Below are 24,321 nucleotides of genomic sequence, written 5' to 3' on the forward strand. Positions count from 1 at the left end.
CCGGTTTTCCCAAGCGCCAGAACGCGTTTGCGGTGCCGCACGGACGCTGCGCACCTGAGTGGTGCCGCGCAGTCCTGTCAAGGCTGGCAGGTGGGCCCACACCGCGTCAACCGCAACGGCCGTTCGTGCCAAGAAACTCTTTCCGCCCCTGCGGCCAAAACGCCTGACGCTGGGTCAACGGCTGCCCGACCGCTCCAAGTCCACGAATTGAAACGCGAACTCGTCGCGCTCGCCGGGGCCGTGCGCCTCGCGCAGCGTCTCACGGAAGAGGTCTCGGTCGAAGGGCGGAAAGTACGCATCGCCCTCCGGCGCCGCATCGACTTCGGTGAGATGCAGCCGGTCGGCATGAGGCAGGGCGAGTCTGTAGATCTCGGCGCCGCCGACCACCATCAGCTCGTCGCCCTGGGCGGCGGCAAGCGCCTCGTCCCAATCATGTACGACGGTGACGTCGGGGAGGGCGAGGCTGCGGTCGCGGGTGATGACCAGACTGCGCCGCCCGGGCAGCGGGCGGCCGATCGAATCCCAGGTCTTGCGCCCCATCAGGATCGGCTTGCCCATGGTCAGCGCCTTGAAGCGCTTGAGGTCGCTGGACAGCCGCCAAGCGAGGCTGTTGTCGCGGCCGATCACGCCGTTGCGGGCGATGGCCGCGACCAGAGCGATGCGGGGCCGGTCCATCAGACCGCCACCGGTGCCTTGATCGCGGGATGCGGTTCGTAGCCTTCGATCACGATGTCCTCGAAGCGAAAGTCGAATGGCGAGCGCACCTCCGGGTTCAGTCGCAACCGGGGCAGGGCGCGCGGTTCGCGGGAAAGCAGGAGGCGGGTCTGCTCCAGATGGTTGGCGTAGAGATGCGCGTCGCCGAAGGTGTGGACGAAGTCGCCGGGTTTGAGCCCCGTCACCTGCGCCATCATCGCGGTCAGCAGGGCGTAGCTCGCGATGTTGAACGGCACGCCGAGGAAGGCGTCGGCCGAGCGCTGATAGAGCTGGCAGGAGAGGCGCCCGTCCGCCACGTAGAACTGGAACAGGCAGTGGCAGGGGGCGAGCGCCATCCGGTCGAGGTCGGCCGGGTTCCAGGCCGAGACGATGAGGCGGCGCGAATCCGGGTTGCGGGCGATCTCGTCGAGAATCCAGGCGATCTGATCGACGGTGCCACCGTCGGGCTTCGCCCAGGATCGCCACTGCTTGCCGTAGACGGGGCCGAGATCGCCGTTCGCATCGGCCCACTCGTCCCAGATCGAGACGCCGTTCTCCTTGAGATAGGCGACATTGGTGTCGCCCTTCAGGAACCACAGCAGCTCGTGGATGATCGAGCGCAGGTGGAGCTGCTTCGTCGTCACCAGGGGAAAGCCGTCCGCCAGATCGAACCGCATCTGATGGCCGAACACCGAGAGCGTGCCCGTGCCGGTTCGGTCCTCCTTGCGGACGCCTTCGGTCAGGATGCGGGTGAGCAGATCGTGATAGGCGCGCATGGCCCCTCAGGTCTGGCAAGTGCCCCGGCGGATGTCGAGTCGGGCCGTGCTGCCGTCCCGCCTTTCCCACCGTCGTGGTTACGTGGGATCAGCGGCTATCGCAGGAGGCTCGGCCCGAGCTGGTAAGCGAGCAGACAGAAATTGCTCCAGCCATGGAGCAGCATGCAGGGCCAGAGCCGGCCGGTGCGCCAGCGCAGCCAGCCGAGGGTGAGCGCGAGCGGCAGCAGGGTGAGTGGCCGGGCGAGCGCGCTCTTGGCGCCCGGATCGAGGGAGATATGGGCGAGGCAGAAGAGGAGCGCCGTTGCCACGATCGTTCCCGCCGGGCCGAGGAACGCGCTGGCTCGGGCGAAGGTCTCGCCCCGCAGCAGCAACTCCTCCGCGACCGGGGCCAGCACCACGACGAAGGCGAACCACAGGCCGAGCATCGTCGGGTTCAGGAAGGGCGAGAGACGCACCCCGCTGCCGAAATTCATGTGGAGCGCCGCCGCCGTGGTCGTCACCCAGGCGATGTGGATCAGCGGCCAGAGCGGGAGCAGCAGCCAGAGCCGCCGCATCGGCAGGCGTGGTTCGAGGGGGCGAGCCAGTCCGAGCCGCTGGCGCCACGCGCCGCCGCTGGCCCAGGCGGCGAGCCCGATCACGAGCCCCGCCATCAGCACCTGCCGCAGGGCGTCCATCATGACGCCGCGCCCCGTCACCTCCGACAGGGGCAGCCGCGGGCGGGCGGCGGCGTTCGTGAAAGGGTCGATGCCGAGCCGCAGATCGCCGCCCACGCGCACGAGGAGGATGGCGAGCCCGCTGGCCAGAAGCAGAATCGCGAGCGGGACCGCGATAAGCCGCAGCACCCGGCCGAACCACAAAACCCCTCCTTTGAGGGGGGCGAGCGGGGGCTTCGACGGGCGCGCGTCGGCGGTGGCGGGCGGCATATCAGCCACGCTCGCAACGCGGAGCGGGTCTGAGCGCAGATCGCTCTTCAAAACCGCCGTCGGCCTCTCTATATTCGCTTTGCCGGTCGCAAGGCCGGCTATGGCGATAAACGTTCTTCGAAATAAACCTATCGGACCCGGGGGCGGTACCCGGCGCCTCCACCCGAACCCAGGACCGATGGCCGCACGGCCTCAGCGTGTTGGGTTCCGGCGGGGGCGAAATAGGATCGACGAGGGCGTAAAGGGTGAACTTTCGCTCGGCATGGTTCCGCCGTTATCGGGCCTTTGCAATAGTTGCCAACGACAACTTTGCTCCGGTGGCTGTCGCCGCGTAAGCGGTGCCAAAAACCGACCTAAAGTCCTAGCGGGTAGCACCGCATAGGCGGGGTTCGGAGGTACCTGGCAACAGAAACCTCCACTCAATTTCCACGACCCGGCGCAGCCCCATCCCGGCCGTGACCGGTGAAGCGAGCGCCGATGGCCGAAGATCTGATCCGTTACGATCTCCTGGTTCAGGACGCCCTGCGCGGTGTCGTGCGCAAGGTGCTGACCGACGCCGCGCGTGAAGGGCTGTCGGGCGAGCATCACTTCTACATTTCGTTCCGGACCGAGGCGCCGGGTGTGCGCATGTCGCAGCGCCTGCGCGAGAAGTACCCGCAGGACATGACAATCGTCCTGCAGCACCAGTTCTGGGATCTCGGCGTGACGGAGCACAGCTTCGAGGTCGGGCTGTCCTTCTCGGGCGTGCCGGAGCGGCTGCTGATTCCGTTCGACGCTTTGTCGGGCTTCTTCGATCCGTCCGTGCAGTTCGGGCTCAAGTTCGACCTCAACGAGGGGGCCGAGGGCGAACAGACGGATGAGACGCAGCCGAGCGCCCCGGCCAAGACCGGCCCGCGCGGAGCGGCCTCCGAGCCCGCCGAGATCAAGCCGAGGAGCACGGGTCTCGCCACGGTGCAGAACGGCCCGAAGATTGTTCCGGCCCTTCCCGCTACGGGCAAGGCGAAGACGGATCTCAAGCCGGACAACAAGCCCGAAGAGGGCGGCGAGGCCAAGCCCGAGGCCGCCGAGAAGACAGATCGCGACGGCTCGGCCGAGGTCGTGAGCCTCGACGCCTTCCGTAAAAAGAACTGATTCTTTCTCCTCCGCGGCCCGCTCCTCTTCCGGAGGAGCGGGCTGCGCGCGTTTAAGCGCGCCGCTGGGCCAGCATTCGCAGGCCGTCCTTCGGCCGCAGCGTCACGCGGTGAAGCGGTGTCACCGGCGGATGATCCGCCGGCAGGGTGAGCCGCACCGCGCGCGCTACATGGGCGAGGACCAACGTCGCCTCCTGCACCGAAAAACTCTGGCCGATGCAGACCCGCGGACCCGCCCCGAACGGCAGGTAGGCGAAGCGCTCGACGCGGTCGCGCCGCTCTCCGAGGAAGCGCTCGGGAATGAAGGCGTCGGGCTCGTCCCACAGCTTGCGATGCCGGTGCATCACCCAGGGCGCGATGATGACGGTCGAGTTGCGTGGGATCTTCACCCGGCCGATTCGGTCCTCGCGGAGCGCTTGGCGGCTGAGGAACGGCACCGGCGGGAAGAGCCGCATCGTCTCCTCCATCACCGCCTTGGTGAAGGGCAACCGGTCGAGCTGCAACGCGCCGTCCGGTCCCACGGCGGCATCGACCTCCGCCTCGACACGGGTACGCGCCGCCTCATCCTGCGACAGGCAGTAGAGCGCCCAGGTCAGGGCGTTGGCCGTGGTCTCGTGGCCGGCGGCGATGAAGGTGACGATGTTGGCCTTCACTTCGAGGTCGGAGAGGCCGCGGCCGGTCTCCGGGTCCTGAGCCGCGAGGAGCAGCGTCATCAGATCGTGCGGCGCCTCGCCGCGGGCGAGCGCCGCCTTGCGCTCGTCGAGCAGCGTATCGACCACCTCGGCAAAGAACCGCAAAGCCGGCCGCGCCCGCAGGCGGCCGAGCCGCGGTACGAAGGCGGGGAAGCCGAACACGTCGAGGGGATCGATCGGCCCAATCGATTCGAGCAGGCGGGTGATCGCGCGTCCCAGCGCATCGGGATCGCCCGGAAGCCCTTGCGTGAAGATCGTCCGCTCCAACACGTCGAGGGTGGCGCGGGTCATCTCCAGGGCGACATCGACCGTGGCGCCGTCGCGGCGCGCCAGACGCCGGCCGAGGCGTTCGCCGGCGGCGTCCATCTTCGCGACGAAGCCAGCGACATGACGCGCCGAAAAGATCGGCGCGAGCGTGCGCCGCTGAAGCCGCCACTCGTTGCCTTCCGCCGTGAGCAGGCCGTCGCCGAGGCCAGGGGCCAGCACGCGCTTTTGCAGGTCGTCCTTGCGGTAGTGGGCGGCACGCTCCACCAGCAGGTAGCGCACCAGGGCCGGATCGCTCACGACGGTGATGCGCCCCATCGCCGTCTCGCCCGCGACGACGAATTCCTCGAAATGCGCGTCCATCCACGTCGCGATCGGGTTCTCGCGCACCTTTTTCAGGAAAGCGAAGAGACCGAGCGGCTGCGTGAGCGGCGGCGGCACCTTGGGCCGGAAAAGCGGTGTGGTCGTCGGTGGCGCGAGGGGCAGCGTATCCAGCATCGGCAGGCGAACAACCTCGGCGGTAACGGAGTGCGCGATGCGTCATCCCCCGTTCCGGGCTGGCATCGCGCTTGTCATCGTGCTTCGTTAAGTAGGGCCGCATCAGAGCCAACGAAGAGGCCACGATGTCGCCGCACGAGAACCCTTCCGTCGAGACGCGCACCGAGTCCGACACCTTCGGCCCGATCGAAGTGCCCGCCCACCGCTACTGGGGCGCCCAGACGCAGCGCTCGATCCAGAACTTCAAGATCGGCACCGAGCGCCAGCCGGCGCCGCTCGTCCATGCGCTCGGCATCGTCAAGCAGGCGGCCGCGCTGGTGAACAAGGATCTCGGCGGCCTCGATCCGAAGATCGCCGACGCGATCGCCGAATCCGCCGCCGAAGTGGTCGCCGGACAGCACGACGACGAGTTCCCGCTGGTGGTGTGGCAGACGGGCTCGGGCACGCAGTCCAACATGAACGCCAACGAGGTCATCGCCAGCCTCGCCAACGAGCGGCTCGGGGGCAAGCGCGGCGGCAAATCGCCGGTCCACCCCAACGATCATTGCAACCGCGGCCAGTCCTCGAACGACACCTTCCCCACCGCCATGCACATTGCGGTTGCCCGCGAGGTTCAGGAGCGGCTGCTGCCGGCGCTCTCCCACCTGCACACCGCGCTCGATGCCAAGGCGAAAGAGTTCGAGAGCATCGTCAAGATCGGCCGCACCCACTTGCAGGATGCGACGCCGGTCTCGCTCGGTCAGGAATTCTCCGGCTACGCCGCACAGGTCGCGCTCGGTGGCGCGCGCATCGCCGCTACGCTCCCCGGCGTGCTGGCGCTGGCGCAGGGCGGCACCGCCGTCGGCACCGGCCTCAACGCGCATCCGGAATTCGCGGAGCGGTTCGCGGCCAAGGTCGCGGAGTTGACCGGGCTGCCCTTCACCTCGGCCGAGAACAAGTTCGAGGCGCTTGCCACCCACGACGCCCTCGTCTTCCTCCAGGGCGCGCTGACGGCTTTGGCCTCGGGCCTGTTCAAGATCGCCAACGACATCCGCCTGCTCGGCTCCGGCCCGCGCTCGGGCCTCGGCGAATTGTCGCTGCCGGAGAACGAGCCCGGCTCGTCGATCATGCCGGGCAAAGTCAACCCGACCCAGTGCGAGGCGCTGACGATGGTCTGCGCGCAGGTGGTCGGCAACGGCACCACGGTGAGCTTTGCCGGCTCACAGGGCCATTTCGAGCTCAACGTGTTCAAGCCGGTGATCGCCAACGCGGTGCTGCAATCGGTGCGGATTCTGGCCGACGCCTCGGTCAGCTTCACCGACAATTGCGTCGTCGGCATCAAGGCCAACACCGACCGGATCAGCGACCTGATGAGCCGCTCGCTCATGCTGGTGACGGCGCTCGCCCCCTCGATCGGCTACGACAAGGCCGCCGAGATCGCCAAAACCGCGCACAAGAACGGCACCACCCTCAAGGAAGAGGCGCTGCGGCTCGGCTACGTCACGGACGAGGAGTTCGAGCGGGTCGTGCGCCCCGAAACCATGCTGGCGCCGAGCGCGGAATAAGCGCTAGTTTCGCTTCCCGGCGCGGACCATCCGCGTCGGGTCGTACGGAGGGCTAACACGGTGGCCGAGATCATCAACCTGCGCCAAGTGCGCAAGGACCGTGAGAAGGCGGCGAAAGAGGCCAAGGCCGCGGAGAACCGCATCCTGTTCAGCCGGCCGAAGAAGGCGAAGACACTGGCCGAGACGCGCAAGGCGATCGAGCAGTCCCGCCATGAGGGACACCGCCTCGCCGATCCCGACAAGGAATGACGCGGGCGCCCCTGCGGGAAAACGCGAAACGCTCGGTCATGATCGCGGGCCACCGCACCAGCGTTTCGCTGGAAGCGGAGTTTTGGGGCGCACTCCAAGAGATCGCGCAGGCGCGCGGACAATCGGTGCAGGCGCTGATCGGCGCGATCGATTCCGAGCGCGGCGCGCGTAATCTTTCCTCGGCAATCCGGGTGTTCGTGCTCGGCGCGTTTCGCGACGAGCACGCGCCGTCAGAGCGCCCCCTCCCTGATCGCACCGGGATCGGCCAGGGCGTGCAGGAGGCCGGCGGCGGAATGGGCGAAGCGTAGGGTGACGGACTTGCGCCGGGCCGGGCTCAGCGGATGGTCCGGCGGTTCGCGCAGGATCGCCGCGCCGAAGGAATCGGCGACGATGAGGCCGCATTCCTCCGGGATCAGCGATTCCGGCACCGTCTCGGGGATCGCGAAGAAGAAGCGGTCGCAATAGTCGCGGTAATCCGGCCATTTCCGGTCGGCGCGGAAATCGGCGACGCTCGACTTGATCTCGACAATGGTGAGCCGGCCCGCGCCGCAGAGCGCGATCACGTCGGCCCGGCGCCCATTGGCGAGTGAGAATTCCGGTAGGCTCACGCAGCCCATTTCGGCGAGCAGGCGACGGACCCCGCGCTGGATGTTGAGCGCGGTCGGCGACTGGCGCCGGTCCGGTGGCAAGACGAGGTGAGCGAGCGCTGTGGACATGCCGGGGCGTTGGCTTGCGGATGAGGCCGAATCGAGTCCGCGCATCCTGCCAGCACGATTACCTCGGTGTCACCGGCCGCTTTGCCGCACGGCCAAAGCCGCCCGGATCGCCGCGAACCCATCCGTCAGCGCGGCCGGGCCCGGCTGGAGGATCAGCGGCGACTTGATCTCGTGGATACGGCCCGTCGCCACGGCGGGAATGGCCTCCCATCCCGGCCGGTTGCGGATGCGCTCCACATTGACGCGCTTGCCGCACCACGAAGCGAGGATGACGTCGGGTGCGCCTGCGATCACCTGCTCAGCGGTGACGATCCGGTCTTTCGCTGCCTGCGCACGGCTCAACTCCGGAAACACGTCCTGCCCACCGGCATAGCCGATGAGGTCGGAGACCCAGCCGATGCCGGAGATCATCGGCTCGTCCCATTCCTCGAAATAGACCTTCAGCCTCACGCCGCCCGCGCTCTCGGCGGCAGCCTCGGCAAGCTGTGCCTCGTAGGACCGGGCCAGCGCCTCGGCCCGCTCCGCCGCGCCGACGAGGGCGCCGACGGTGCGGATCATCGCGAGGCAGCCGGCGACATCGCGCTGGTTGAACAGGTGGACCGCGATGCCGGCGCGGGCGAGGCTGGCGACGATCTCCGCTTGAAGATCTGAGAAGGCCAGAACGAGATCCGGTTCGAGGGCGAGGATCTTGGGCAGATCGGCGCTGGTGAAGGCCGAGACCCGCGGCTTCTCCCGGCGCACCTGCGGCGGGCGCACGGCGTAGCCCGAAACGCCGACGATGCGGCGATCCTCGCCCAGCAGGTAGAGCGTCTCGACGGTCTCCTCGGTGAGGCAGACAATGCGTTCGGGCGGAAAGCGGCGCATGGCGCGTCAGTAATGCAGCCACGTCAGCAGGCCCGCACCGGGGGCGAGCAGGACGAAGGCCCAGACGAAGGCCGAACTCCAATTCGCGAGCTGGAACGGGATGCGGGCGAGGCCGAAGCTGCCGGCGACCAGCGGCACCACCGCCCGCGCCGGACCGATGAAGCGGCCGATGAGAATCGCCCCCGCCCCCCAGCGCCGCAGGAAGGCTTCGGCCTTGGCCGTCATCTCCGGGTGCCGGCTCATCGGCCAGAGGCGCTTCACGCCGTCCTTGTAGTAATGCCCGACCTCGTAGGAGACCCAATCCCCCAGCCCCGCGCCGATGCCCGCCCCGATCACCAGGGGCCAGAACGGCAGGCCGCTGCTGCCGATCAGCGCGCCGACGCCGAGCAGGATCGCCGTGGCCGGCACCAGCAGCGACAGGACCGCCAGCGATTCGCAGAAGGCGATCACGCCCGTCACCAAGGGTGCCCACGCCTTGTAGGTCTCGATGAAGGTGAGGACGGATTGGCGGGCGGCGTCGAAATCCATACGCACTCCGGAAGATTGGCCGAGAGCCGTATCCGACCTGATGGCATCAGGCCGGCGTCTCTCGGTCTTTGTTTTGATGTGCATCTTTCGACGAACCGGTGACCGCTTCGTCGGGCTGCGCTCAAGGTCGGCCGAGCCCTAACGCGCCGCTGCATCGATCGGATGCGCGCGGGGGCCCGCCGGGTTATCACGATGCAGGAGCGGATACCGGAGCACCATGAAGGTCCTGTCGATCCAGTCGCATGTCGCCTACGGCCATGTGGGCAATTCGTCCGCCGTGTTCCCGATGCAGCGGCTCGGGGTCGAGGTCTGGCCGGTGCACACGGTGCAGTTCTCCAACCATACCGGCTACGGGCAGTGGCGCGGGCGCGTCTTCGACGGGCCGGCGGTGGAGGAGGTGGTGCAGGGCGTGGCCGAGCGCGGCGCGCTCAAGGAGTGCAACGCCGTGCTCTCCGGCTATATGGGCTCGGCCGATATCGGCACCGCGATCCTGCGAACGGTCGCCGCCGTGCGGGCTGCCAACCGCGAGGCGCTCTATTGCTGCGATCCGGTGATCGGCGACACCTATTCCGGCGTCTATGTCCGTCCCGGCATCGCCGATTTCATGCGCTCGCAGGCCGTTCCGGCGGCCGACATCCTCACCCCGAACCAGTTCGAACTCGACCTGATCTCGGATGCGCCGAGCGACACGCTGGAGGCGGCCAAGGCGGCGGTTGCTTCCGTGCAGGCGCTCGGTCCCCGCGTCCTGCTCGTCACCTCGCTCGTCACGGCGGAGACGCCGCCGGACGCGATCGACATGATGGCAGCCGAGGGCGGCTCGTTCTGGCGGGTGCGCACGCCCCGGCTCGACCTGAAAGCGGTCTCGGGCGCGGGCGATGCGGTGGCCGCGCTCTATCTCGTGCATTACCTGCGCACCGGCTCGGCGGCCCTGGCGCTCGGCATGGCGGCGGCCTCGATCCACGGCCTGCTGCGCCGGACCGCGGAGGCCGGCTCGGAAGAGTTGCTGACCGTCGCCGCGCAGGAAGAATTCGTCGCGCCGAGCGCCGCCTTCCCCGTCGAGATCGTTTGAACCGTCCCAAGGAGTCATGATGCCGGAACGCCGCTTCGCCACCCTCGACGTGTTCACCGATACGCCGCTGGCCGGAAACCCGCTCGCGGTGGTGCTCGATGCCGATGGGCTCAGCGCCGAGGCGATGCAGGCGATCGCCGGTGAGTTCAACCTGTCGGAAACGGTGTTCGTCCTGCCCCCGGCCGAGCCGCGCCACCGGGCCCGCCTGCGCATCTTCACGCCGGCCCGCGAACTGCCCTTCGCCGGTCACCCGACGGTCGGTACGGCCGTGCTGCTCGCCCTGCGCGACCGGGCCGAGCGGCAGGCGGTGGCTTTGGCGGATGCTGCCGCCTTCGGGCTCGAGGAAGAGATCGGTATCGTCTCCTGCGTCGTCGAGGCGGCGGAGGATGGCAAAACCGGCCGTGCCCGCTTCAAGCTGCCGGTTCTGCCGACCTATCTCGGCGAGGCCCCGGCCAACGATGCCCTGGCCGCGGCCCTCGGACTGAAGCCGAGTGATCTCGGCTTCAACCGCCATCAGCCGAGCCGGCACGGCGCCGGCCCCGCCTTCACCTTCGTGCCGCTCGCCTCCGGCGAGGCGCTGGCACAGGCCCGGCTCGATACCGCCCGGTTCGAGCGCCTGTTCCGGCATGCCGAGCCCAACGCGCTCTACCTCTACGCCCTCGATGCGGAGGGCCTTGGGCAGAGCTACCAAGCGCGGATGTTCGCCCCTCATTTCGGCATCACGGAAGACCCGGCCACGGGCGGCGCCGCGGCGGCCTTCGCCGGTGTGCTGATGCAGTTCGAGCCGCTGGGCGAGGGCACCCACGACGTGGTGATCCGCCAGGGCGTCGCCATGGGGCGGCCGAGCACGATCGACCTTCAGGTCGTCATCGCGGAGGGCGCCCTGCGCTCCGTCGAGATCGGCGGGAAGGCCGTGGTGGTGAGCGAGGGCGTGCTGCGTGTCGATTGAGATCGCGGGCGACGCCGCACCCGGCTTCAGCCTCACGCCGCTGGAGCGGGTCTCGGCGCGGCGCGTCGAGCACGATTGGGCCTGGGCGCAAGATAATGCCGAGGCGATCGACCGCAACTGGGAGCGCCGGCTGGCGGAGACGCCGGGCCTGTTCGACGGGCCGGTCTACCTCGCCAGCGGCTGCACGATCGCGGACGGGGCCTGCGAGGCGAGCCTGTTCGAGGTGCGCTACTCACGCTTCCTCGCCTTCCGCGATGCGGGCGTGCCCGACGCGCTGGTGGCCAACGCCTTCGCGGCGATCGTCCCGCACAGCGATGACGGCGCGGTCCTGCTCGGTGTCATGAGCGACCAAACCGCCAATGCCGGCCAGATCTACTTCCCCTGCGGCACGCCCGATCCCGACGACCTGCGCGACGACGGCACGGTCGATCTCGCCGGCAGCGCCGCGCGCGAGCTTCAGGAGGAGACCGGCCTGACGCTTCCCGAGGGAGCGGAGGAGGAATGGGTGCTCCTGCGCGGCGACGGCCAACTCGCCTTCCTGCGCCCGGTGCGGTTCGATGGCTCGGCCGAGACGCTGAAGGCGCGTATTGAATCGCATCCCGGCCACGAGGGCGAGCCGGAACTCGCCCGCAGCGTCATTGCCCGCTCGCGCTCCGACATCGACGCTGCCCGGATGCCGGGCTTCGTCCAGGCCTATCTCGCGAGCGTCTTCCCGGCCTGAAGGCCCGGCTGTTACCGGTAGCCGTAGCGTGATTTGGCCGCCGCGAGCAGGCTCATCGCCTCGCCCTCGCGGCCGGCGGCGCAGGCACCCGCCGCCTTGTCGAGGTCGGCGCTGAAGCGCGTGCCGACGGCCGCGGACAGATCACCGGTCTTCACGTCGCCGGCGACGATGGCCTGTGTCCGGGCGATGGTCGGGCCGCAACCGGTCCCGGTCGGCAGGGTGGTGACAGCCGGTGCCGCGGCGACGGCCGCGACCGGAGGCGGCGCGCTCGATTGGCAGGCAGTCAAGGCGCAGCCGAGGAGAAGGATGGAGACGGCACGGGGAAGCGGCGCGGGCACGACGGATCTCTACGGTTGCAAGAGGAGGTTCGCTAAAGCCAAGCTCGGCTGGCGGTTTGTGCCCTCCGCGCATGGACCGGTCAATTGTCGGAGAGACGCGGCACAGTTTCATTTGCCCGAAGCCGCTGGCGCGGCTTCACGGTGCGAAGAGCGCCGCGCGGAGCGGGCTTGTCGGGGCGTGAGCCCCGGACAGCATCGAGCGGAGCCGAAGCCTGGGCCCGCCGAGGCGGGCGCCGGCGACGGAGGCCCGCAGAGAACCAGGGTGATCGCCTTCAAGCGAGACCCTGGCATGTGCTTGTCACGATCCCCGCCAATCGGTACATACCGGCACCCTGGTCTCGTGACGGTCGTCCGGCGAGTCAGCCTCTTGAGGAGAATCGAGCGTGGCCCCTGGCCGCCCTGCGCAGACGAACGATGGCGCCGCTCTCGCGGCCGCGTCGTCATGCGCGCTCATTCTCGTAGTCCTGCTTCTTAGCCGCCCCTGAGGGCCGTCCGGGCGTGATCGCCTGGGCTCGCAGGGGATGCCGCTCATCAACCGGAAGACAGGTTTTTCCGGCGCCGCTCCCACAGTGTCGAGCGCGCCGGCTGCGAGGAACGAAGACCCATGACGAACACGACTCAGAGCGCGAAGGACCGCGTCGTCATCTTCGACACGACGCTCCGCGACGGCGAGCAATGCCCCGGCGCCACGATGACGCTCGACGAGAAGCTGGCGGTGGCCGAGCTGCTCGACGGGATGGGCGTCGACATCATCGAGGCCGGCTTCCCGATCGCCTCGAACGGCGACTTCGAGGCCGTCTCCGAGATCGCGCGGCGCACCAAGCGGGCGACCGTGGCAGGCCTCGCCCGCGCCATTCCCGCTGACATCGCCCGGGCCGGCGAGGCGGTGCGGCACGCCGAGCGCGGCCGCATCCACACCTTCGTCTCGACCTCGGCGATCCACCTCGCCCACCAGATGCGCAAGACGCAGGACGAGGTGATCGAGATCATCCTCAAGACCGTGGCCCAGGCCCGCGACCTCGTCGAGGACGTGGAATGGTCGGCCATGGACGCGACCCGCACCGACATCGACTACCTCTGCCGTTGCGTCGAGGCGGCGATCCGCTCGGGCGCGACCACCATCAACCTGCCCGACACGGTGGGCTATGCCACGCCGCTGGAATACGGCGCGATGTTCCGCCAAGTCCGCGAGCGCGTGCCGAACGCCGACAAGGCGATCTTCTCCGTGCATTGCCACAACGACCTCGGGCTGGCGGTGGCGAACTCGCTCGCCGGCCTGGAGGGCGGCGCCCGGCAGATCGAGTGCACGATCAACGGCATCGGCGAGCGCGCCGGCAACGCGGCGCTCGAAGAGATCGTCATGGCGATTCGCACCCGCGCCGACGTGATGCCCTACGACACCCGCATCGACTCGACGATGCTGACCCGCGCCTCGAAGCTCGTCAGCCACGCCGCGAACTTCCCCGTGCAGTACAACAAGGCCATCGTCGGCCGGAACGCCTTCGCCCACGAGAGCGGCATCCATCAGGACGGCATGCTCAAGCATTCCGAGACCTACGAGATCATGACGCCGGCCTCGGTCGGGCTCGCCAAGACCTCGCTGGTGATGGGCAAGCATTCGGGCCGGGCGGCGTTCAAGTCGAAGCTCGGCGAGCTCGGCATCTCGCTGTCCGACAACCAGTTCCAGGACGTGTTCGATCGCTTCAAGGCCTTGGCCGACCGCAAGAAGCACGTCTACGACGAGGATATCGAGGCACTGGTGGACGAGAAGCTCGCCACCGCCCACGACCGCATCAAGCTCGTCTCCCTGTCGGTGATCGCCGGCACGCGGGGCCCGCAGCGCGCGACGATGAAGATCGAGATGGACGGCCGCGTCTTCACCGCCGAGGCCGACGGCAACGGCCCGGTGGACGCGGTCTTCAATGCGATCCACGAGATCGTGCCGCACGACGCGGTGCTCGAACTGTATCAGGTCCACGCCGTGACCGAGGGCACCGATGCGCAGGCCGAAGTCTCGGTCCGCCTGAAGGCCGGGGAGCGCTCGGTCACCGCCCGCGGCGCTGATCCGGACACGCTGGTGGCCTCGGCCAAGGCGTATCTGTCGGCTTTGAACAAGCTCTCGGCGGCCTCCGTGCGGCTGCACGCGCAGCACGCTGCGGTGGTCTAGCCAACGCTCGTCCCACCCAATCCCCTCATCCTGAGGTGCCCGCCTTGGCGGGCCTCGAAGGAGGGCTCCAGGGATCGCGAGACTTCTGGAGGCCTCCTTCGACGCTCCGCACCTCAGGATGAGGATGCGTTTTGGAGGATCGGCCTTGCGGCCGATCCGGTTCGAAAAGTCGATCAGCAAAAATGCCCGCTTACCGCTCCCGCACCACCACCCATGGCCGCAACATGGCCGGCGCCCGCGGCCTTTGGCGCGCCACGGGCATGAAGGATTCAGATTTCGGCAAGCCGATCATCGCGGTGGTGAACTCGTTCACGCAGTTCGTGCCCGGCCACGTCCATCTGAAGGATCTCGGCCAGCTCGTGGCTCGCGAGATCGAGCAGGCGGGCGGTGTGGCCAAGGAGTTCAACACCATCGCGGTCGATGACGGCATCGCCATGGGCCATGACGGGATGCTCTACTCGCTGCCATCGCGCGAGCTGATCGCCGACAGCGTCGAGTACATGGTCAATGCGCATTGCGCCGACGCCATGGTCTGCATCTCGAATTGCGACAAGATCACCCCCGGCATGCTGATGGCGGCGCTCCGCCTCAACATCCCCGCGGTCTTCGTCTCCGGCGGGCCGATGGAGGCGGGCAAGGTCGTCATGGACGGCGTCACCCGCAAGTTCGACCTCGTCGATGCCATGGTGGCCGCGGCCGATGACCGGGTCTCGGACGAGGATGTGGCCGTCATCGAGCGCTCGGCCTGCCCGACCTGCGGCTCGTGCTCGGGCATGTTCACGGCCAACTCCATGAACTGCCTCACCGAGGCGCTCGGCCTGTCGCTGCCGGGCAACGGCTCGACGCTGGCGACCCATGCCGACCGCAAGCGCCTCTTCGTGGAGGCCGGCCACCTGATCGTCGATCTGGCGCGTCGCCACTACGAGCAGGACGATGCCAGCGTGCTGCCGCGCTCGATCGCGACGATGGCCGCCTTCGAGAACGCGATGACGCTCGACATCGCCATGGGCGGCTCGACCAACACGGTGCTGCACCTGCTCGCCGCTGCGCATGAGGGCGAGGTGCCCTTCACCATGGCCGATATCGACCGGCTGTCGCGCCGCGTGCCGGTGCTGTGCAAGGTCGCCCCGGCGGTCGCGAACGTCCACATGGAGGACGTGCACCGGGCCGGCGGCATCATGGGAATCCTGGGCGAACTCGACCGCGCCGGCCTGATCGACCGATCCGTCGGCAATGTCGGCTCGGGCACGCTCGGCGCCGCGCTCGACCGCTGGGACGTCAAGAAGACCCAGAGCGAATCGGTCCAGACCTTCTTCCGCGCCGCGCCCGGCGGCGTGCCGACCCAGGTCGCCTTCAGCCAAGCCTCGCGCTGGGACGAACTCGACCTCGATCGCGAGGCGGGTGTCATCCGCGCGGCCGAGCATGCCTATTCGAAGGATGGCGGGCTCGCCGTGCTCTACGGCAACCTCGCGGAAGACGGCTGCATCGTGAAGACGGCCGGGGTCGATGCCTCGATCCTCACCTTCACCGGCACCGCCCACGTCTTCGAGAGCCAGGATGCATCGGTGGATGCCATCCTCAACGGCCGGGTGAAGGCCGGCGAGGTCGTGCTCATCCGCTACGAGGGCCCCCGCGGCGGCCCCGGCATGCAGGAGATGCTCTATCCGACGAGCTACCTGAAATCGAAGGGCCTCGGCAAAGCCTGCGCGCTCGTCACCGACGGCCGATTCTCCGGCGGCTCTTCGGGCCTGTCCATCGGCCATGTCTCGCCTGAGGCCGCCGAGGGCGGTCTGATCGGCCTCGTCGAGCAGGGCGACCGGATCGAGATCGACATCCCGAATCGGCGCATCCACCTCGCGGTGGACGAAGCCGTGCTCGCCGAGCGCCGCGCCGCCCGCGATGCGGAGGGCTGGCGCCCGGCCGCGCCCCGCAAGCGCAAGGTCAGCACGGCTTTGCGCGCCTATGCCATGCTCGCCACCAGCGCCGCCAAGGGGGCGGTGAGAAGAATCGAGCCGTAGGGTATGCTTGTATCGCACCGGTTCTGGCTTCCGCCCCGCACCTCATGCTGAGGCGCCCGCGCAGCGGGCCTCGAAGCACGGCGCAAGGTTGATCCAGGCCCGGCGCGCTGCTCCAAGCGAAGGCAGAACCGCCGCGGTGTGCCTCGAGGCCGAGCTTGCGCTCGACACCTCAGCATGAGGGATCGAAGCTGGGTTACAGCAATGCAGAGGTCATGCCTCGCGCATTGGGCACGGATCGCGCATAGACGCGTTCTCAGGCGGAGCTTCGCTCCGGACGGGACCAGCGCCTATGCAGATCGCCACGCCCTACCTGATGTTCCTCGGTGACGTGCCGGACCGGCTCGCCGCCAAGACCGCCTACGGCATCAACGATTGGCGGCCGGAATGGTGTGTCGGCCAACTCCGGATGGAGGGCTGCGCCGCCGATCTCGGCATCCCCGACCTGACGCTGGAGGAGGCCGTCGCCAAAGGCTGCAAGACCCTAGTCGTCGGCGTCGTCAATGCGGGCGGCGTGCTGCCCGATCATTGGGTCGCGGAGATCGTCGCCGCGCTCGATGCCGGGCTCGACGTAGCGAGCGGTCTGCACGTGCGGCTCGGTTCGGTCCCGCAGATCGCCGAGGCGGCCAAGCGCAGCGGTCGCGCTCTGCACGATGTCCGCCACACCACCGAGACCTTCCCCACCGGCAAGGGCACGAAGCGCCCCGGCCGGCGCCTGCTCACCGTCGGCACCGATTGCTCCGTGGGCAAGAAGTACACCGCGCTTGCCCTCGAACGGGGCATGCGCGAGCGCGGCTTCGACGCCGATTTCCGCGCCACCGGCCAGACCGGCGTCTTCATTTCCGGCCGCGGCGTGGCCATCGACGCCGTCGCGGCCGATTTCATCTCCGGGGCCGTCGAATGGGTCTCGCCGGCGGCCGAGCCGAACCATTGGGATCTGATCGAGGGGCAGGGCTCGCTGTTTCACCCCTCCTTTGCCGGCGTCAGCCTCGGCCTGCTGCACGGATCGCAGGCCGATGCCTTCGTGATCTGCCACGAGCCGACCCGCACGCGTATGCGTGGCGTCGAGGCGAGCCTGCCGACGATCCAGGAGGTCATCGACCTGACCATCCGCTGCGGCTCGCTCACCAACCCGAAGATCCGCCCCGTCGGTATCGCCGTGAACACGCAGGCCTTGCCTGAATCGCAGGCACGCGCGCTGCTGAGCGAGGCGGAAGCCGTTCACGGCTTGCCCGCCACCGATCCCGTGCGCTTCGGCGTCGAGGGAATCGTCGATCGGATCGCCGCCGAGTTTCCGGCCTGAGGGAGAGTTGCCGATGCCGCGTCTGACCGTTGCCCGCGAGCGCTTCCCCATCGCCGGATCGTTCACGATCTCCCGCGGCAGCCGCACCGAGGCGGTCGTCGTCGTCGCGACGCTCGAGGACGGTTCGTTCCGGGGCCGGGGCGAATGCGTGCCCTATGCCCGCTACGGCGAGACGGTCGAGAATGTGGCCGCCGCCCTCGAAGAGCAGGCGGCCTGGATCGCCGACGGGGGAGGGCGGTTCGACCTCGCCGGGCGGATGAAGCCGGGCGCCGCGCGTAACGCCCTCGACTGCGCTCTGTGGGATCTTGAAGCCAAACGCACCGGTAGGCCGGCCTACGACCTCGCGGGCGTCGCCGCGCCGGGGCCGGTCACCACTGCCTACACGCTGAGCCTCGGCGATCCCGAGGCGATGGAGGAAGCGGCCCGCGGGGCGGCGCATCGGCCGCTGCTGAAGGTGAAGCTCGGCGGCGAGGGCGATCCTGAGCGGATCGCTGCCGTGCGCCGCGGAGCGCCGGAGTCGCGCCTCATCGTCGATGCCAACGAGGCGTGGCGGCCGGAGACGATCCGCGACAACCTCGCGGCCTGCGCGGCGGCGGGCGTCGGCCTGATCGAGCAGCCCCTGCCGGCGGGCGAGGACGGGCTGCTCGCCGAGATCGACCGCACGATTCCGATCTGCGCCGATGAGAGCCTGCACGACCGCGCCGGGCTCGATGCCCTCGCCAAGCGCTACGATGCGATCAACATCAAACTCGACAAGGCCGGCGGCCTGACCGAGGCGCTCAAGCTGGCGCACGAGGCGCGGGCGCGGGGCTTCGAAATCATGATCGGCTGCATGGTCGGCTCGTCGCTCGCCATGGCACCGGCCCTGCTGCTCACCCACCACGCGGCTTACGTCGATCTCGACGGGCCGCTTCTGCTCGCTCAGGACCGGGCGCCGGCCCTGCGCTACGAGGGCAGCACGGTCTATCCGCCGTCGCCCGAATTGTGGGGTTAGCATCGTCCCGAAAGGTGGCCGCCGGCTTTCGGAAAAAAGACGATGCTCCTCATCCGGCGGTGCCTACTGCACCGAGCCGATCGCCAGCGACGGCACCACGTCTTCGTTGAGACGCAGGCGGGCATCGAGGATCGGCGCCGCCGGCTCCTCGGCCTGCTGCTGCGCGAGGTCGGCGATGGCCTGATACTGGCTCAGGCGTCGGTCGATCATGCCGTCGAGCTTCTCGTGCACTTCGGCCACGGTCAGGCTGCGGCGCTTGCCCCCGTCCTTGGCGGTGAAGATGGCGCGGTTGGCCCGCGCGGCCCGGCCGAAGGCGGCCTTGGCGACCTTGTCCGGATCTTCGGCGCTGAGCGACAGGAACTTGCCGGCGCTCGCGGTGCCGAGGAAATGCGCGAGATAGAGTTCGGTGGTCTTCAGCTCGCGGCCGATGCGGGCCTCGATCCGGCTGCGGTCCCGCTTGATCAGCTCGCCGGCCATCAGCCCGGAGACGTAGGGGTCGTTGCGCAGGTCGAGCACCCGCTTGCGCGTCGCCGCGTCGGCGATGGTGATGCCGGCACCATGGCCCTTCACCGCGGCGGCGTCATCGGCCATCCCGTGCTTGGCGCCGTATTGCCGGATCATCTCCAGCCAGGTGCCGGTGACGAACTGGAACAGACCCTGCGCCGAGGAGGCGGAGGACTTCACGCTGGTGTCGAAGCTCGATTCCTTGTCGGCGAGCGCCATCATGTAGACGGGATCGACGCCGGTCACCTCGGAGGCCTTCAGGATCGTCTCGACCAGCGGACGCGGCACGCTCATCTCGCCGAAGCGAAGGATCTCGTCGTCGCTGTCCGAACGGGGATTGGCCAGCGACGCCTGCATCCGGTCGATCGAGGCGGTCAGCCCGCCATCCTGGCCGAGCAGCGCGGTGCCGCCCCATTCCGCCTCGGCCCCAACCGGGCGGAGATCGGCCCGCACCATCATCGGGATCGATATCGCGACCTGTGCGTTCTCGTAGGCGGACACGGCCTGCGGCCCGGCCAGCAGCAGGGTCACGCTGGCGGTCAGGGTGGCAAGGCTGCGCACGAGCGGCGAACGAATGCGCGACGGCTGCGAAGCAGCACCGTTGCCGGCATTCGACCCGCAAGGCACGAGTCGGCTTACGTCGTCGGCGCAGCGCGCCGGCTCCGGGTAAACCCCCATCGGTCTTCCTTGTTGGTGCCGCGGCGTTCTTTTGTGCCGGGCTTCGTTTGACCGGCGGAGGTTTCGCCGCCGGGTGTGACCACAATGGGACCACCCCGTGATCCAAACGTGATCCCGTTAACGCAGCGTTAAGCCATTGTGTTTACGATATTTTAACCAAACGATGCGGTCCCGGCGAAACGGGGCCTGCGGCAAAGATGGCAAGGTCGGCATCGGAACGCACCGGGTTGGTCACAGTTGTCATGGGCCGCGCGGCCTCCCGTTAGGGCTCATCCTAAGGCGTCAGCGCCACCACAACAGAAAGATCGAGTTCCCATGGGCATTCAGACCGGTCGCCGCGTCGGAGTGGCGTTCGTTGGCATGGGCGGTGCAGTCGCGACGACAGCCATCGCCGGCATCGAAACCATCAAATCGGGTTCGAACCGTCTGGATGGCCTTCCGCTCGCGGGCGTGTCCGTCGCCGGGATGGCCGACTACAAGGATCTCGTGTTCGGCGGCTGGGATCTGAACGGTGACGACCTTGCCTCCGCCGCCACCGGCCACGGCGTGTTGACCCGCGAGGACATCGAGAGCGGCGCCCAGGCGCTCAAGGGCATCACGCCCTGGCCGGCGGTCGGTTCGGCCAAGTTCTGCAAGAACATCGACGGCGGCAACCGCATCGTCGCCAAGGACCACCGCGAGACCGTCTCGGTCATCGCCAACGACCTCAACCGCTTCCGCAAGGAGAGCAATCTCGACGACGTCGTGGTGATCAACCTCGCCTCGACCGAGCGTTGGCCGGATCTCTCCGTCCCGGTGCTCAATTCGGCCGAAGCCTTCGAGAAGGGGCTCGATGCGAGCGACGAGTCGATCTCGCCGGCGATGCTCTATGCCTATGCGGCGATCAAGAGCGGCGTCCCTTACGCGAACTTCACCCCCTCCATCGCCGCCGACGTGCCGGCCCTGATGGAGCTTGCTCGCGAACTGAACGTCCCGGTCGCCGGCAAGGACGGCAAGACCGGCCAGACCATGATGAAGACGGTGCTGGCACCGGCCCTGAAGGCCCGCCAGCTTCACGTCGATGGCTGGTTCTCGACCAACATCCTCGGCAACCGCGACGGCTTGGCCCTCAACGATCCGAGTTCGCTGCAATCGAAGCTCAACACCAAGGGCACGGTGCTCGACTCGATCCTCGGCTACCCGGTCGAAGACCACCTCGTACACATTCACTATTACCGCCCGCGCGGTGACGACAAGGAGGCCTGGGACAACATCGACGTCACCGGCTTCATGGGCCAGCGCATGCAGATCAAGGTGAACTTCCTCTGCAAGGACTCGATCCTAGCGGCCCCCCTCGTGATCGAAATCGCCCGCGTGCTGGATCTCGCCAAGACCCGCGGCGACGGCGGCGTGCAGGAGCAGCTCTCGACCTTCTTCAAGGCGCCGATGGTGAAGAACGGCCACGGTCCGGAGCACGATTTCGGCAAGCAGCAGCGCATGCTGTTCGATTGGCTCGGCGCGCAGCAGTAAGGCCCGGCGCCCGTGATGGGTTTTTCGGAAACCGGGCCGGCAGCCCCCGTCGCGGTGCGGGAACTGCTGGTCGAACTCGGCGATCTCAAGCGCGTCCGCTCGGCGGGACGCGTGGGCTCGATCGCCGAGCGCCTGTTCGCCCAAGGGTGGTCGGCGCTCACCGGCGGCGCCGCGCCGGAGACGGTCGCCCTCGACATCACGGCCAAGGCGCTGGCCGCCGCGCGGCTCTGCGACCTCGACGCTGCATTCCTCGCCGCCGCCGGGCTCGATGAGGCGCAAGCCTCTGCCGTGCTGGTCGCGGGCCTCGATGCCGTGACCGAGTCGGTCGATGCCGAATTACGGGATCGGTTGCGGGCCTGCCTGCGCGAGCCTGCGACGCTGCCGGCCGGGCCCGTGCCGGGCTTCGTCGGCGCTCTGGCGCAGCAGCCCCGCGCGGGCGTGACTCGCCCCGGCAAGCCACGCATCCTGCTCGAACCGCCCGAGAACCATGCCGAGCATTGCCTCGTCGTGGCGGTCTACGGCGTGCTGCTCAGCCCGTTCTACCGGGCCGATCCGACAACCGTGTTCCTGGCGGCAATGGCCCACCACTTCCACAACGCGGCGATGCCCGATGCCGGCTTCACCGGCGAGATGCTGCTCGGCGACCATCTCTGGCCAATCGTCGGGCGCTGCTCCGAATGGGCCCTGGACGAATTGGAGCCGCCGCTGCGGGAGACGGTCCGCGCCGCCCGCCTCGTTCTGCCGGACGATGCCACGGCGGAGGGCCGCGCCTTCCACGCCGCCGATTCCATCGACCGCGTCCTGCAGATCGCCCAGCACCTCCGGGCCGCCTCGCTGACGATGGAGACGGTGCTCGGTGACATGGAACTGGTCCATGCCGGGCCGGTCAAGGCTTTCCAGGATCGCGTTCTGACCGATATGCGCATCCCGTAACGTCCCGCGCTGTCCGGCAGAATTCAGGCTCATGATCCCTTTCGATCTCCTTTCGCCGGAGACCGGCCACAGGCTCAAGGCCGACGGTGCGCATGCCCTGCGCGACGCCGAGACCGGAGTCCGCTGGCCCGTCATCGACGGCATCCCCTATCTCCGCACCGGCCGCGACAGCCTCGTCGCGGCGGTGCTCGACCATCTCGACGCCGACCGGGTGGAGGACGCACTGGTCCTCCTGCTGGCCGACCAGGACGATTGGTGGACCGGTCCGGCGGCCGACCCGGAGGCGTTGCGCCGTCTGGTGCGGGAGCGGAAGACCGCCTCCCTGCGGCAGGCGGTGGATTGGCTCGGCTGGGGCCGCGTCGGCGACTATTTCGTTAACCGCTGGACCGACCCGACCTTCCTGGCGGGCCTAAGCCTGCTGGAAGCGCACTGGAACGGCCCGGTCTGCGCCTTCGAACTCGCTTGCGGCATCGGCCACTACCTGCGCGAATTGAAGCGCCGCGGCGTCAAGGTCGCAGGCGCGGACGTGGTCTTCGCCAAGCTCTGGGTCGCCCGGCACTGGGTGGTCGGCGAGAAGGCGCAGCTCGTCTGTTTCGACGCGTCATCGCCGCATTGGCCGATCCCCGAGGCGCCGGTCGATCTCGTGATCTGCAACGACGCCTTCTACTTCCTCGACGACAAGCCCGGCATCCTGTCCTGCCTCAGGCAGACCGCCGGGGAGGAGGGCTGGCTCGCGCTCAGTCACATCCACAACAGCGGACGGCCGGGCTTCTCGGCCGGCAAGGCAATCTCGTCGGCCGAAATCGAGGAGCTGTTCCCGGACGGCCTCGTCTACGACGATGCCGAACTGACCCGCGCCCTGGTGGAGGCCCGCGCGCCGCAGCCCCGCGAACCGCGCGACCTTCGCAGCTGCGAGGCGTTCTCGGTGGTGGCCGGGCCCGGAATGCGCCCGGCGCCACGAGCGATCGTCGACGGCATCACGCTCCCGCCGGCGGACGCCGCGCTGCACCTCAACCCGCTCTACGTGCCCGACGAGGGCGGCTTTGCCATTCGCTGGCCGTCTGAGCGCTACGAGGCCGAGTACGCGGCCCAGGCGACCTATCCGCTGCATTCGGACGGCCCGGAGGCCATCGACTGGAACGGCAAGCCCAACACGTCGGACGCTGCGCGGGTACGCCGCCGCGAATATGTCGATCTGCCGGAGCGCTGGTGATGGTGGGAAGCGTCGGCTGGGGCATCGTCGGCTATGGCTGGGTCGCCCGCGACTACATGGCGCCGGGCATCCGCGCCGCGGGGCACCGCCTGATCGCCGTCGCCGATCCCGGCGCGGCGTCGCGCGCGGCGGCGGAAGCCGAGGGCGCGCGGGCGCATGCCGACCTTGCCGGGCTGATTGCCGAGCCCGAGGTCGAGGCGGTCTATGTCGCCACGCCGAACCATCTCCATCGCGGCGCCGTCGAAGCGCTCTGTGCCGCCGGCAAGGCGGTTCTGTGCGAGAAGCCGATGGCCGCTTCCCTCGCCGACGCGGAAGCGATGGCGGCGGCGGTGCGCACGTCCGGCGCCTTCTACGGCACCGCCTTCGACCAGCGCCACCATCCCGGCCACCGTGCCATGCGCGACCTGATCCGCGCGGGCCGGCTCGGCACGGTGACGGCGGTGCGCATCGTCTATGCCTGCTGGCTCGATCGGGCCTGGGCGTCGTTCCGGGGCCAGGACAATTGGCGCATCGACCCGGCCCAGGCGGGGGGCGGCGCGCTGATCGACCTCGCGCCGCACGGAATCGACCTCGTGGATTTCCTGCTCGGCGAGCCGCTCGCCGAGATTGCGGCCATGACCCAGGCCCGCGCGCAGGACTATGCCGTCGATGACGGCGCTCTGCTGATCGGCCGCACCGGTTCGGGGGCGCTCGCCCAGCTCAACGTCGCCTACAACTGCCCCGACGCCCTGCCGCGCCGCCGGCTGGAAGTGGTCGGCACGAGTGGGATGCTGACCGCGACCGACACGATGGGCCAGACCGCGGGCGGCACCGTCATCTTCACGAACGGCGCGGATGGCCGGGTCGAGGACGTCGCCTTCGACCAGACGGCCTCGCCCTTCCTCGAACAGGTGCGCGCATTCGGCCGCGCCCTGCGCGAACCGACCGAACGCGCCGCCTGGGACGCCGAGCGCGACCTGCACACCATGCGCCTGATCGCCCGCGCCTATGCGGCGGCGGGCAAACCGGCCGGCCGCGACGCGGCCTGACGAGATTTGGGAGGAGACCGTAC

The 24,321-nt window shown here is 68.8% G+C and carries 24 protein-coding genes and 1 other RNA gene; 16 read left to right on the forward strand and 9 right to left on the reverse strand.

What is annotated here, in order from left to right:
• Nucleotides 1-174: 174 nt before the first annotated feature.
• The 3 genes from ASF53_RS02395 to ASF53_RS02405 all read right to left on the reverse strand — a co-directional run bounded on the left by ASF53_RS02395 (nucleotide 175) and on the right by ASF53_RS02405 (nucleotide 2,392).
• A complete protein-coding gene (locus ASF53_RS02395; RefSeq protein ID WP_056193151.1) occupies nucleotides 175-675 on the reverse strand; it encodes a dihydrofolate reductase in 501 nt (166 codons plus the stop codon).
• Nucleotides 675-1,469, reverse strand: coding sequence for a thymidylate synthase (locus ASF53_RS02400; RefSeq protein WP_056193154.1), 795 nt, complete (start codon nucleotides 1,467-1,469; stop codon nucleotides 675-677). The genes ASF53_RS02395 and ASF53_RS02400 overlap by 1 nt, the downstream gene beginning before the upstream one ends.
• Nucleotides 1,470-1,564: 95 nt before the next feature.
• Complete coding sequence (locus ASF53_RS02405) at nucleotides 1,565-2,392, reverse strand: CPBP family intramembrane glutamic endopeptidase (RefSeq protein ID WP_056193157.1); 828 nt, start codon at nucleotides 2,390-2,392, stop codon at nucleotides 1,565-1,567.
• Nucleotides 2,393-2,434: 42 nt separating this feature from the next.
• On the opposite strand from ASF53_RS02405, the gene ssrA reads away from it, so the two are divergent.
• Nucleotides 2,435-2,812, forward strand: a transfer-messenger RNA (tmRNA) gene (gene ssrA, locus ASF53_RS24660).
• Between the two features lie 57 nt (nucleotides 2,813-2,869).
• On the forward strand, nucleotides 2,870-3,523 hold the full coding sequence (locus tag ASF53_RS02410; RefSeq protein WP_056193158.1) for an SspB family protein: 654 nt from the start codon (nucleotides 2,870-2,872) through the stop codon (nucleotides 3,521-3,523).
• Nucleotides 3,524-3,575: 52 nt separating this feature from the next.
• On the opposite strand, the gene ASF53_RS02415 is transcribed toward ASF53_RS02410, so the two are convergent.
• On the reverse strand, nucleotides 3,576-4,976 hold the full coding sequence (locus ASF53_RS02415; RefSeq protein ID WP_056193163.1) for a cytochrome P450: 1,401 nt from the start codon (nucleotides 4,974-4,976) through the stop codon (nucleotides 3,576-3,578).
• A gap of 125 nt (nucleotides 4,977-5,101) precedes the next feature.
• On the opposite strand from ASF53_RS02415, the gene fumC reads away from it, so the two are divergent.
• From fumC to ASF53_RS02430, 3 genes are read left to right on the forward strand one after another with little or no spacing between them, the layout of a single operon-like run.
• Nucleotides 5,102-6,520 (forward strand): class II fumarate hydratase, encoded by a 1,419-nt coding sequence (gene fumC, locus ASF53_RS02420; RefSeq protein WP_015951162.1) that lies wholly within the window; start codon nucleotides 5,102-5,104, stop codon nucleotides 6,518-6,520.
• Between the two features lie 60 nt (nucleotides 6,521-6,580).
• The gene (locus tag ASF53_RS02425; RefSeq protein WP_056193166.1) at nucleotides 6,581-6,769 is read left to right on the forward strand and encodes a DUF4169 family protein; all 189 of its coding nucleotides are present in this window, start codon (nucleotides 6,581-6,583) and stop codon (nucleotides 6,767-6,769) included.
• Nucleotides 6,770-6,807: 38 nt separating this feature from the next.
• Nucleotides 6,808-7,077, forward strand: coding sequence for a ribbon-helix-helix domain-containing protein (locus ASF53_RS02430; protein WP_502690544.1), 270 nt, complete (start codon nucleotides 6,808-6,810; stop codon nucleotides 7,075-7,077).
• Here the strand turns inward: ASF53_RS02430 and ASF53_RS02435 are convergent.
• From ASF53_RS02435 to ASF53_RS02445, 3 genes are all read right to left on the reverse strand, one after another.
• Complete coding sequence (locus tag ASF53_RS02435) at nucleotides 7,000-7,485, reverse strand: MmcB family DNA repair protein (RefSeq protein ID WP_056193172.1); 486 nt, start codon at nucleotides 7,483-7,485, stop codon at nucleotides 7,000-7,002. The two genes, ASF53_RS02430 and ASF53_RS02435, sit on opposite strands and share 78 nt — an antisense overlap.
• Before the next feature lie 69 nt (nucleotides 7,486-7,554).
• Nucleotides 7,555-8,349: a cobalamin-binding protein gene (locus ASF53_RS02440; RefSeq protein ID WP_056193176.1), complete on the reverse strand. Its 795-nt coding sequence runs from the start codon at nucleotides 8,347-8,349 to the stop codon at nucleotides 7,555-7,557.
• Between the two features lie 6 nt (nucleotides 8,350-8,355).
• Nucleotides 8,356-8,877: a DedA family protein gene (locus tag ASF53_RS02445; protein ID WP_056193179.1), complete on the reverse strand. Its 522-nt coding sequence runs from the start codon at nucleotides 8,875-8,877 to the stop codon at nucleotides 8,356-8,358.
• Between the two features lie 217 nt (nucleotides 8,878-9,094).
• Here ASF53_RS02445 and pdxY point away from each other — a divergent pair, with 217 nt between their 5' ends.
• From pdxY to ASF53_RS02460, 3 genes are read left to right on the forward strand one after another with little or no spacing between them, the layout of a single operon-like run.
• On the forward strand, nucleotides 9,095-9,946 hold the full coding sequence (gene pdxY / locus ASF53_RS02450) for a pyridoxal kinase PdxY (protein ID WP_056193182.1): 852 nt from the start codon (nucleotides 9,095-9,097) through the stop codon (nucleotides 9,944-9,946).
• Nucleotides 9,947-9,965: 19 nt separating this feature from the next.
• Nucleotides 9,966-10,895 (forward strand): PhzF family phenazine biosynthesis protein, encoded by a 930-nt coding sequence (locus tag ASF53_RS02455; RefSeq protein WP_056193873.1) that lies wholly within the window; start codon nucleotides 9,966-9,968, stop codon nucleotides 10,893-10,895.
• Entirely contained in the window at nucleotides 10,885-11,616 is a 732-nt protein-coding gene (locus ASF53_RS02460; RefSeq protein WP_056193185.1) for an NUDIX hydrolase, read from the forward strand. The genes ASF53_RS02455 and ASF53_RS02460 overlap by 11 nt, the downstream gene beginning before the upstream one ends.
• A gap of 11 nt (nucleotides 11,617-11,627) precedes the next feature.
• Here ASF53_RS02460 and ASF53_RS02465 read toward each other — a convergent pair whose 3' ends face one another.
• Nucleotides 11,628-11,954 carry a hypothetical protein gene (locus ASF53_RS02465; protein WP_056193187.1) on the reverse strand — a complete coding sequence of 109 codons (327 nt, stop codon included), beginning with the start codon at nucleotides 11,952-11,954 and terminating at the stop codon, nucleotides 11,628-11,630.
• Nucleotides 11,955-12,558: 604 nt separating this feature from the next.
• On the opposite strand from ASF53_RS02465, the gene ASF53_RS02470 reads away from it, so the two are divergent.
• The 4 genes from ASF53_RS02470 to dgcA all read left to right on the forward strand — a co-directional run bounded on the left by ASF53_RS02470 (nucleotide 12,559) and on the right by dgcA (nucleotide 18,433).
• Nucleotides 12,559-14,121: a 2-isopropylmalate synthase gene (locus ASF53_RS02470; protein ID WP_056193190.1), complete on the forward strand. Its 1,563-nt coding sequence runs from the start codon at nucleotides 12,559-12,561 to the stop codon at nucleotides 14,119-14,121.
• 182 nt (nucleotides 14,122-14,303) lie between these two features.
• Entirely contained in the window at nucleotides 14,304-16,139 is a 1,836-nt protein-coding gene (gene ilvD, locus ASF53_RS02475; RefSeq protein ID WP_056193193.1) for a dihydroxy-acid dehydratase, read from the forward strand.
• A 289-nt stretch (nucleotides 16,140-16,428) separates the two neighbouring features.
• On the forward strand, nucleotides 16,429-17,439 hold the full coding sequence (dgcN, locus tag ASF53_RS02480; protein ID WP_056193196.1) for an N-acetyltransferase DgcN: 1,011 nt from the start codon (nucleotides 16,429-16,431) through the stop codon (nucleotides 17,437-17,439).
• Nucleotides 17,440-17,452: 13 nt separating this feature from the next.
• Nucleotides 17,453-18,433, forward strand: a complete 981-nt coding sequence (gene dgcA / locus ASF53_RS02485) for an N-acetyl-D-Glu racemase DgcA (RefSeq protein ID WP_056193199.1) — start codon at nucleotides 17,453-17,455, stop codon at nucleotides 18,431-18,433.
• A gap of 63 nt (nucleotides 18,434-18,496) precedes the next feature.
• On the opposite strand, the gene ASF53_RS02490 is transcribed toward dgcA, so the two are convergent.
• On the reverse strand, nucleotides 18,497-19,615 hold the full coding sequence (locus ASF53_RS02490; RefSeq protein WP_056193202.1) for a transglycosylase SLT domain-containing protein: 1,119 nt from the start codon (nucleotides 19,613-19,615) through the stop codon (nucleotides 18,497-18,499).
• 315 nt (nucleotides 19,616-19,930) lie between these two features.
• Between ASF53_RS02490 and ASF53_RS02495 the strand changes: the two genes are divergently transcribed.
• Genes ASF53_RS02495 through ASF53_RS02510 form a run of 4 tightly spaced genes read left to right on the forward strand, consistent with a single transcriptional unit; the run spans nucleotide 19,931 to nucleotide 24,298 of the window.
• On the forward strand, nucleotides 19,931-21,124 hold the full coding sequence (locus ASF53_RS02495) for an inositol-3-phosphate synthase (RefSeq protein ID WP_056193205.1): 1,194 nt from the start codon (nucleotides 19,931-19,933) through the stop codon (nucleotides 21,122-21,124).
• 15 nt (nucleotides 21,125-21,139) lie between these two features.
• Entirely contained in the window at nucleotides 21,140-22,057 is a 918-nt protein-coding gene (locus tag ASF53_RS02500; protein WP_056193208.1) for an HD domain-containing protein, read from the forward strand.
• Between the two features lie 31 nt (nucleotides 22,058-22,088).
• Nucleotides 22,089-23,270: a class I SAM-dependent methyltransferase gene (locus tag ASF53_RS02505; RefSeq protein ID WP_056193211.1), complete on the forward strand. Its 1,182-nt coding sequence runs from the start codon at nucleotides 22,089-22,091 to the stop codon at nucleotides 23,268-23,270.
• Complete coding sequence (locus ASF53_RS02510) at nucleotides 23,270-24,298, forward strand: Gfo/Idh/MocA family protein (protein WP_056193216.1); 1,029 nt, start codon at nucleotides 23,270-23,272, stop codon at nucleotides 24,296-24,298. The genes ASF53_RS02505 and ASF53_RS02510 overlap by 1 nt, the downstream gene beginning before the upstream one ends.
• Nucleotides 24,299-24,321: the final 23 nt, after the last annotated feature.

Source organism: Methylobacterium sp. Leaf123, from assembly GCF_001423405.1.
Classification (GTDB): Bacteria; Pseudomonadota; Alphaproteobacteria; order Rhizobiales; family Beijerinckiaceae; genus Methylobacterium.